We start from the raw sequence: 8168 nt of genomic DNA, 5'->3' as shown, positions 1-8168 counted from the left end.
TTTATTTTTCGTAAGAGTTACTTTTAGAATCCCTATTTAATTGGTTTTAAGGTGTTGAAATAGATGGATGGCGCATCTGATCTTTCTAAAGAAAAGAGGAGGAACTATTGATTTTGCCAAATTTTTTGCATGGTATCTAAAATTTCAATGACATCTTTTGTTAAGAATAAGGAGCGGTTTGGCAACTCCCCTTTGATTATTTTCACCATATTTGCGATTTCGTAGTTCATTGCTTGAGCCGTGCTACCGCTTTCGATCCATTCTCTTGTACCATCATTAAAAATGACTTCTGCACGATCTGCACGGGGATAGTCGGAGATGGTAAGATACCCATTTTCGAAAGCGACGATTCCTACTTTCGGCATTTTTGCTTGAAAGGTCAAGCTAACGGTTGCTAGCTCATTTTCTTTATTCCTTAAAATGGTAATAGACTGCTCATCCACACCAGTTTCAAAAGGAATCATGGTGGATGCCATTACCTCAGGCTGAGAACTTAAAAAGAAGCGGGCAAAAGATACAGCATAGGTACCAATGTCCAATAGAGCTCCGCCGGCTAATTCAGGATTGAAAAAACGGTTGGTTGGATCTGGTTCTTTGTAGCTGCCAAAGGGTGCTTGGATCATTTTTAGTGCCCCCAATTTGTTGGTATCCATCAAAGAACGCAACTGTTGGTAAAGGGGCATGTTAAAAATAGTCATAGCTTCCGCCAAAATCAAATTTTTTTCTTCTGCTAATCGCATGGCTTCATCTAATTCTACTTTGTTCATCGTAATGGCTTTTTCACATAAAACATGTTTGTTCGCATGTAACGCTTGGAGGATATGTTGAATATGCTGACGATTTGGCACAGCAATATAAACAATATCAATATCTTCGTCCATTAATAGTTCTTGATAAGTGCCATAAGCTTTAGGGATATGATAACGTTCAGCAAAGTTTTTTGCTTTTTCGCTCGTTCGAGAAGCAACGGCTGCAAGTTCACTTGTTTCTTGGTCAAACGTTTCGGCAAATTTATGAGCAATTGTACCTAAACCAATTATTCCCCATTGATACTTTTTCATTCTTCAAAACTCCTTCTCGTGTTATATTTAATATAGTATTTTAAATAAGAAAGTAGCTATTGTACTTGTTTATTATATCAAATAAATCGTTAAATTTTGTACTAATAGTACTTTGTGAAGAAAAAGTAGTAGATCCGTGATTTTTTAACATCCATACAAAATGATCAGAGGAGGAACATTTATGCACCAAGTATATGTAGATTTGATTCTTAGTGTGTTGCTTGAACAATATGCAACAGAAAAAAATTTTTTAGAGGATTATTTATTAGTAAGTGAAGAACAATGGCAAGAATGGAAACAAGGCGAAAAAAATCTACCTTCCGAGACGATGCAAAAGATAAAGAACTTGTTTACAGATTATGAATGGATGCTTACCCAAAAGATTTTACGTCAAACAATTATTTTTCCAGAAAAAAGAACAACAGCAGTTGCTGAGTACAAACAAATAAAAACACGTATTGCCCAAAAATGGTTAGCAGATGGGGTGGCAAAAGTGGAATTAATTCCTTTAAAAAATGATCAATATCTTAATAGGTTTCTTGACTTGAAGGTAAGTATTAATTATGATGAATGGGGTTATGACGATATTTTGAATTTTCGTTTACCGGCCGATGTGCAAAGACAGATTGAAGGAGAAAAAGTAGAGTTGCTAGATTGGGTAAACGAAAATCTAGAAGAAACCTATGTGCATGAAAAAACAGAGTACAAAGGGGAATGAAAGGATTTTTTAATTGAATAAAATTTTAGGGTTTGGTGCGGTGGCAATCATGATCATCGCAATGGGCTATGTTTTAGTAAGTGAACCACATGGGAAAACAGAAGTCCAATCAGGTAGTCAAGTGACAAAAAGTAGTACAACCAAGAGTACTATGGTAGCGAAAAAGCAAAATTCTACAAATAAAAGCAAAGAAAATTTACCAAATGTACAACCAACAGATTGGGATCTTATTCTGGTAGGTCCGGATCATAAAATTGAAAAAGAAATTGATGAATCTACGGAATTGGCTTCATTGCCAAATGGTTATTTGATTAATAAACGAATCCAAACAAATTATGAAGAGTTTGCTAAGGCTGCTGAAGCGGCTGGCTTTCCATTGGTGATGGTTTCAGCTTATCGTTCCGTTTCTTCACAACAGGAAGTTTTTGCGCAAAACGTTCAAGAAGTGATGAGTAGTCAAAATGTTTCAGAAGAAGAAGCCACAGTGATCACGAAACAAACGATCACTGAGCCAGGCTATAGCGAGCATCACACCGGATTAGCGGTGGATGTCGTGGATGAAAACTGGTATAACAATTATCCTACACAACTTTTAGAAGCGAGCTATGGTGATCAGCCTGGTGCCAAATGGATTGCTGAAAATGCGCCTAAATATGGCTTTATTATTCGTTATCCAAAAGATCGTCAAAACATTACGAAGATTACTTATGAACCTTGGCATTTACGCTATGTTGGAGAAGAAAATGCGGAATATATAACCAAACATAATCTAACATTAGAAGAATACCTTGATCAATTAAAAGAGAAGTAGGAGTTGTTGATGGCGAAAAAAAAATGGAAAAAACGAAAGCGTAAGAATGTACGCTTTGTTGCTGTAGTTTTAGGTGTTTTGTTAATGATGATTGCCTTTGTTCTTTCTTTAAGAGGATTATCGACACCTTTTGCTGACCAAGAACAAAACGATGAAGCGAAGACACACCAGCAATTTATTGATCAATTAGCTCCTTATGCCAAAGAACTACAAAATGGTTATGGTGTTTTGCCCAGTATTATCCTAGGCCAAGCAATTCTTGAATCGAACTGGGGGAAAAGCACATTAGCTAGTAAATATAATAATCTTTTTGGGATAAAAGCATTTGGCGATCAAAAAAAAGTGAACTTAGAAACCAAAGAATTTGTGAATGAAGAGTGGATTACCATACAAGGTGATTTTCGTGTGTATGATTCATGGGAGCAATCGATGGATTCTCATACACAACTTTTTGTTAATGGTGTCGATTGGAACCCTGCATTGTATGAAAAAGTCCTCACAGCAACCAATTATCGGGAAGCTGCGCAAGCGTTGCAAGAAGCGGGTTATGCAACGGACCCTTCCTATTCAGAAAAAATTATACAAGTCATTGAAACGTATCATTTGGATCAGTATGATCAATAACTATGGGAAAAAGGAAGTGGGAACATGGCAGAACAATTTATTCCAGAAATTATGACAGAACTACGTAAAGACATTGTTAAAGTTCCTGAAGTCATTATGAAAGCAAGCGGAATCAAGATCTTTGGAAAATTGATTCGATCAATTATTTTTACTACTGACATAGCAATTGTTCGAAATACAAATGCGAATGCGGTGATTGCTGTATACCCATTTACGCCTCATCCGGCCATTACAAAGAGCATTATTGAAGCAGCTGATATTCCTGTTTTCTCAGGTGTTGGAGGTGGATTAACACAAGGCACACGTTCTTCTTATATGAGTTTGTTTGCCGAAGCGCAAGGTTCATTAGGTGTTGTATTAAATGGGCCAACCCCACTTGAAACCGTACAAGATGTCTGCCAAGCCGTCGATATTCCTGTCATTAGTACGGTAACCTCTAAATATACTGAAATTGATGAAAAGCTTGAAGCTGGGATTTCAATCATTAATATAAGTGCAGGAAAAGAAACAGCAGAGACGGTAAAATACTTTCGCAAAAAGTACCCAGAGCTCCCGATTATCGCTACTGGCGGTCCAACAGAAGAAAGCATTTTAGAAACCATTCAAGCAGGAGCAAATGCCATTACCTACACCCCGCCAAGTAATGGAGAATTATTTAGTCGCAAAATGGAAAAATATCGTCAACTTGAAAAACAAGGGGATTAGGAATTAGTTAAGAAAGTCAAAAGCAAAAAAGAAGGGAAAACACTTTTTATTGCTTTTGACTTTCTTTTCTCTTCGTTTTTTACTAGAAATACCGAACGAACTAAACGAATTAGATTAAAAACATTAGATTTTAGAAAAAAACAATGAAAGTTAGTTGTCAGTTTCAGAAACAAATGTTAGACTGTTTTCAATATTTGAAACAACGACATTTATTCAAATAGCTGAATAACTACTTTAAATAATGAAAATTTTCTACATTCAAGTTAATACAGATTACTGTTTGATTATCGAAAAAAGCAAAACCACAGCCATTGTTTTTTGCTTTTATAAATAGTGTCGAGCAGTAGCTTATATGATCTCTACTTATATATCGTCATAATATGGATGACAGTTTCTAGCCAGTGCCGTAAATGCTGGACTATAAGTAAAAGAGTGTTTGGACACCCTTTTTACTTATAATTAAGTGAAGGGTGTTTTTTCTTTAAAATGTTATGAACTTTTTAACTTGTACGATAAGAAAAATAGTAAAAAGTAGTTGTTTTTTTATCAATAAATGAAAAAAGGAGCAAATAAAGTGAAAGAATTAGTGGAACGTATTCAAAAAGATGGACGGGTATTAGGTGAAGGTGTTTTAAAAGTAGACAGTTTCGTCACACACCAAGTTGATCCTGTATTGATGGAACAAATGGGACAACGTTTTGCCGAAGTGTTCAAAGATCAAGGAATTACAAAAGTGGTGACGATCGAAGCTTCTGGCATAGCGCCAGCTTTATTTGCTGCAAAGGAATTACAAGTACCAATGATTTTTGCTAGAAAAGCAAAGAGTTTAACAATGGATGAAGAATTGTTAACAGCTTCTGTTTATTCATTTACAAAACAAGTGACAAGTACCATCTCTATTTCGCGTAAATTCTTATCATCTGAAGATAAAGTATTAATTATTGACGATTTCTTAGCAAACGGACAGGCAGCAAAAGGACTGATTGAATTATGTCGCCAAGCCGGAGCAGAAGTAGAAGGTATTGGGATCGTTATTGAAAAATCATTCCAAGACGGTCGTCAGTTATTAGAAGAAATGGGCTTGAAAGTTGTATCATTAGCACGCATTGCGTCATTGACTAACGGACAAGTTGAATTTCTTGAGGAGGATGCATAGACGTGGAAAAAGAGACACAAAATGGAAAAGCAGCTGTACTTGGGTTACAGCATCTATTAGCAATGTATGCAGGAGCAGTAGCCGTTCCTTTATTAATCGGTACAGGATTAGGGTTTAATCAAGAGCAAATGACATATCTTATTTCGATTGATATCTTTATGTGTGGCTTAGCTACCTTATTGCAATTAACAGTCAACCGGTTCTTTGGGATCGGCTTACCAGTTGTGTTAGGCTGTGCGATTCAAGCCGTGGCACCTTTGATTCTAATTGGTAGTAACGAAGGAGTAGGGGCAATTTATGGTTCAATTATTGCTTCAGGTATATTTGTTGTTTTAGTCGCTGGCTTTTTCTCGAAAATCAAGCGCTTGTTTCCGCCAATCGTAACTGGCACAGTGATTACTGTTATTGGTTTAACTTTGATTCCTGTAGCTATTGAAAAAATGGGTGGCGGTAGTGCCACAGCAGCAAACTTTGGCGACAAAACGAATTTATTATTAGCTTTTGTGACGATTGCTTTAATTGTGGGTGTGCAAATGTTTGCGAAAGGGTTTATTCGTTCGATTGCTGTTTTAATCGGTTTAGTGGGGGGAAGCATCTTAGCAGCTTTAATGGGGCAGGTTGATTTGAGTGCGATTGGACAAGCGCCTGTTTTTCACGTGCCACAACCTTTTTACTTTGGTAAACCGACTTTTGATATCTGGTCTATTTTATTGATGATCATTATTTCAATTGTCAGTATGGTAGAGTCTACCGGCGTTTACTTTGCTCTAGGAGATATCACAGGTAAAAAAGTGGGCGAGGAAGAACTGAAAAAAGGCTATCGTGCAGAAGGGTTAGCAGTAGTTTTAGGAGGAATCTTCAATACATTCCCTTACACTGGTTTTTCCCAAAATGTTGGATTAGTTCAACTTTCAGGAATTAAAACAAGAAAACCGATTTATTTCTCAGCTATTTTTTTGATCATTCTTGGTTTATTTCCTAAAATTGGTGCTTTGGCTCAAATCATTCCAGAGCCTGTTTTAGGTGGTGGGATGTTAGTAATGTTTGGAATGGTTGCGGTGCAAGGGATCCGTATGTTGATGGAAGTTGACTTTACGAATGATAAAAATCTTTTAATCGCGGCTGTTTCTATCGGTTTTGGTCTTGGTTTTAATATTATGCCGACTTTATTTAGTCAATTGCCTCAAACTGTTCAGATGTTTACCGGAAATGGTATCGTGATGAGTAGTGTCACAGCGATTATCTTAAATCTTGTTTTTAATGGACTAAAAAAAGATGAGAAGATCATCAAAAAAGCATTGATGGATAAATAATAAAAATAAAGAGCAGGGGAGCAGTTTTTTAGATTGTCTCTCCTTTTTTTTACAAAAAACAAACACGAACAATTATGATAAAATGTTGTTTATCATTCGAAAATTATTTGACATCAAAAAAACAGGTTGCTAAAATATGAATGGGAAAGAAAAGAGAGAAGAAAAACATGACAATAACGGTTTCTGTAATTATGGGAAGTACTTCAGACTGGGAAACAATGAAAAATGCTTGCGAGATATTGGAAGAATTTGAAATACCTTATGAGAAAAAAGTAGTTTCTGCGCATCGTACACCAGATTTAATGTTTGAATATGCGAAAAATGCCCGAAAAAAGGGAATAAAAGTGATCATCGCTGGTGCGGGGGGAGCGGCTCATCTTCCTGGAATGGTTGCCTCACAAACAACGTTACCGGTAATCGGCGTGCCAGTTCAAACACGAACATTAAACGGCTTAGATTCGTTGCTTTCGATTGTTCAAATGCCCGGAGGAGTTCCTGTTGCGACGACAGCGATTGGAAAAGCTGGGGCAATTAACGCTGGACTACTTGCGGTAGAGATGCTTTCAATGTATGATTTAAAGTTGGAGGCTAAGTTAGCGAAAAGACGCTTAATGTTAGCAGAAACTGTGATAGAAAGTAGTGATCAACTTGGTTAAACCTTTGTTGCCTGGATCAACGATTGGGATTGTCGGTGGCGGACAATTGGGTCGCATGATGGCGATCAGTGCCAAAGAAATGGGGTTTAAAGTAGGCGTTCTTGACCCCGTAACGAATTGTCCTGCGGCGCAAGTAGCAGATTGGTACATTCAAGGAACTTATGATGATACGTTTGCCTTGGAAGAACTTGCTAGACGGACAGATGTCATCACTTATGAATTTGAAAATGTTAGCGTAGAGGCACTAAATGCCATTTTGCCAATGTCATTTATACCTCAAGGAACGGATTTACTGGCAATCACACAAGACCGACTGTTAGAAAAATCATTTTTAGAAACTAATAATATTGTCATTGCTCCATATGCAACAATTGTTAGCCCCACAGATATTCAAGATGCCATTGATGGAATCGGTTATCCTTGTGTCTTGAAAACAACACGTGGTGGATATGATGGAAAAGGGCAATATGTCTTAAAAAGTCGTGCAGACCTAGCGCCTGCCATGGATTTATTAAGAGAAGGAACATGTGTGCTGGAAGCATGGATTCCTTTTGAAAAAGAAATCTCTATCTTAGTTGCAGGCAATGGCCAAGGTGACTATAGTACATTTCCTGTTGTAGAAAATATTCATCGCAACAATATTTTGCATGAAACCATTGCGCCAGCTGCGATTGCTAAAGAAGTAGCTGAAGAAGCAGAGCGCATCGCTCGGGTGATTGCTGAAGGGATGAGTCTATCGGGAGTATTGTGCATTGAGATGTTTTTGACGAAAACAGGTGGTTTATACGTGAATGAATTGGCACCTAGACCGCATAATTCTGGTCATTACTCAATTGAAGCTTGTTCCATGAGTCAATTTGATGCGCACATTCGTGGTATCTGCGGTTGGCCGTTAAGCAAAAAAGTCCGCTTATTAAGTGAGGCAGTCATGGTAAATGTATTAGGGGAACAACTATTGGAAAGTTACCATTTGATTGATAAAAAACCAGAATGGCAATTTCATTTTTATGGGAAAGCACAAGTGAAAAAAGGTCGTAAGATGGGACATATTACTATCGTGACTGAAAATATCCAACAAACTTTGGAAGAAATAAAGAAAACCAATATTTGGGATTAAAGGAGAA

9 protein-coding genes and 1 riboswitch are annotated in these 8168 nt (G+C 37.1%); of the genes, 8 read left to right on the top strand and 1 reads right to left on the bottom strand.

The features are described from left to right. Window positions 1–104 precede the first annotated feature (104 nt). Window positions 105–1061: a Gfo/Idh/MocA family protein gene (locus EVI01_RS10395; protein ID WP_010751188.1), complete on the bottom strand. Its 957-nt coding sequence runs from the start codon at window positions 1059–1061 to the stop codon at window positions 105–107. A 181-nt stretch (window positions 1062–1242) separates the two neighbouring features. Between EVI01_RS10395 and EVI01_RS10390 the strand changes: the two genes are divergently transcribed. The 8 genes from EVI01_RS10390 to purK all read left to right on the top strand — a co-directional run bounded on the left by EVI01_RS10390 (window position 1243) and on the right by purK (window position 8161). Further along, window positions 1243–1779, top strand: coding sequence for a hypothetical protein (locus tag EVI01_RS10390; protein WP_010751187.1), 537 nt, complete (start codon window positions 1243–1245; stop codon window positions 1777–1779). Window positions 1780–1792: 13 nt separating this feature from the next. Further along, a complete protein-coding gene (locus EVI01_RS10385) occupies window positions 1793–2590 on the top strand; it encodes a M15 family metallopeptidase (protein WP_010751186.1) in 798 nt (265 codons plus the stop codon). A gap of 9 nt (window positions 2591–2599) precedes the next feature. Continuing rightward, window positions 2600–3214, top strand: a complete 615-nt coding sequence (locus tag EVI01_RS10380) for a glycoside hydrolase family 73 protein (RefSeq protein ID WP_010751185.1) — start codon at window positions 2600–2602, stop codon at window positions 3212–3214. Window positions 3215–3238: 24 nt separating this feature from the next. Continuing rightward, window positions 3239–3919 (top strand): beta/alpha barrel domain-containing protein, encoded by a 681-nt coding sequence (locus EVI01_RS10375; protein WP_010751184.1) that lies wholly within the window; start codon window positions 3239–3241, stop codon window positions 3917–3919. Between the two features lie 343 nt (window positions 3920–4262). Further along, a riboswitch (purine riboswitch) is annotated at window positions 4263–4360 on the top strand. A gap of 133 nt (window positions 4361–4493) precedes the next feature. After that, entirely contained in the window at window positions 4494–5075 is a 582-nt protein-coding gene (locus EVI01_RS10370; RefSeq protein ID WP_010751183.1) for a xanthine phosphoribosyltransferase, read from the top strand. 2 nt (window positions 5076–5077) lie between these two features. Then, window positions 5078–6388: a nucleobase:cation symporter-2 family protein gene (locus tag EVI01_RS10365; protein WP_010751182.1), complete on the top strand. Its 1311-nt coding sequence runs from the start codon at window positions 5078–5080 to the stop codon at window positions 6386–6388. Between the two features lie 167 nt (window positions 6389–6555). Continuing rightward, window positions 6556–7044 carry a 5-(carboxyamino)imidazole ribonucleotide mutase gene (gene purE, locus EVI01_RS10360; RefSeq protein WP_010751181.1) on the top strand — a complete coding sequence of 163 codons (489 nt, stop codon included), beginning with the start codon at window positions 6556–6558 and terminating at the stop codon, window positions 7042–7044. Further along, the gene (gene purK / locus EVI01_RS10355) at window positions 7037–8161 is read left to right on the top strand and encodes a 5-(carboxyamino)imidazole ribonucleotide synthase (RefSeq protein WP_010751180.1); all 1125 of its coding nucleotides are present in this window, start codon (window positions 7037–7039) and stop codon (window positions 8159–8161) included. Before purE ends, purK begins: the two co-directional genes overlap by 8 nt. Window positions 8162–8168: the final 7 nt, after the last annotated feature.

The organism is Enterococcus villorum (genome assembly GCF_007990225.1).
In the GTDB taxonomy this organism is placed as follows: domain Bacteria; phylum Bacillota; class Bacilli; order Lactobacillales; family Enterococcaceae; genus Enterococcus_B; species Enterococcus_B villorum.
This window is presented reverse-complemented; position numbering and strand designations above follow the sequence as displayed.

What these genes read in the sequence shown, in the direction of transcription:
- EVI01_RS10395 (WP_010751188.1), bottom strand. Translation starts at nt 1,061, where the DNA reads ATGAAAAAGTATCAATGGGGAATAATTGGTTTAGGTACAATTGCTCAT.
- EVI01_RS10390 (WP_010751187.1), top strand. Translation starts at nt 1,243, where the DNA reads ATGCACCAAGTATATGTAGATTTGATTCTTAGTGTGTTGCTTGAACAA.
- EVI01_RS10380 (WP_010751185.1), top strand. Translation starts at nt 2,600, where the DNA reads ATGGCGAAAAAAAAATGGAAAAAACGAAAGCGTAAGAATGTACGCTTT.
- EVI01_RS10375 (WP_010751184.1), top strand. Translation starts at nt 3,239, where the DNA reads ATGGCAGAACAATTTATTCCAGAAATTATGACAGAACTACGTAAAGAC.
- purE (WP_010751181.1), top strand. Translation starts at nt 6,556, where the DNA reads ATGACAATAACGGTTTCTGTAATTATGGGAAGTACTTCAGACTGGGAA.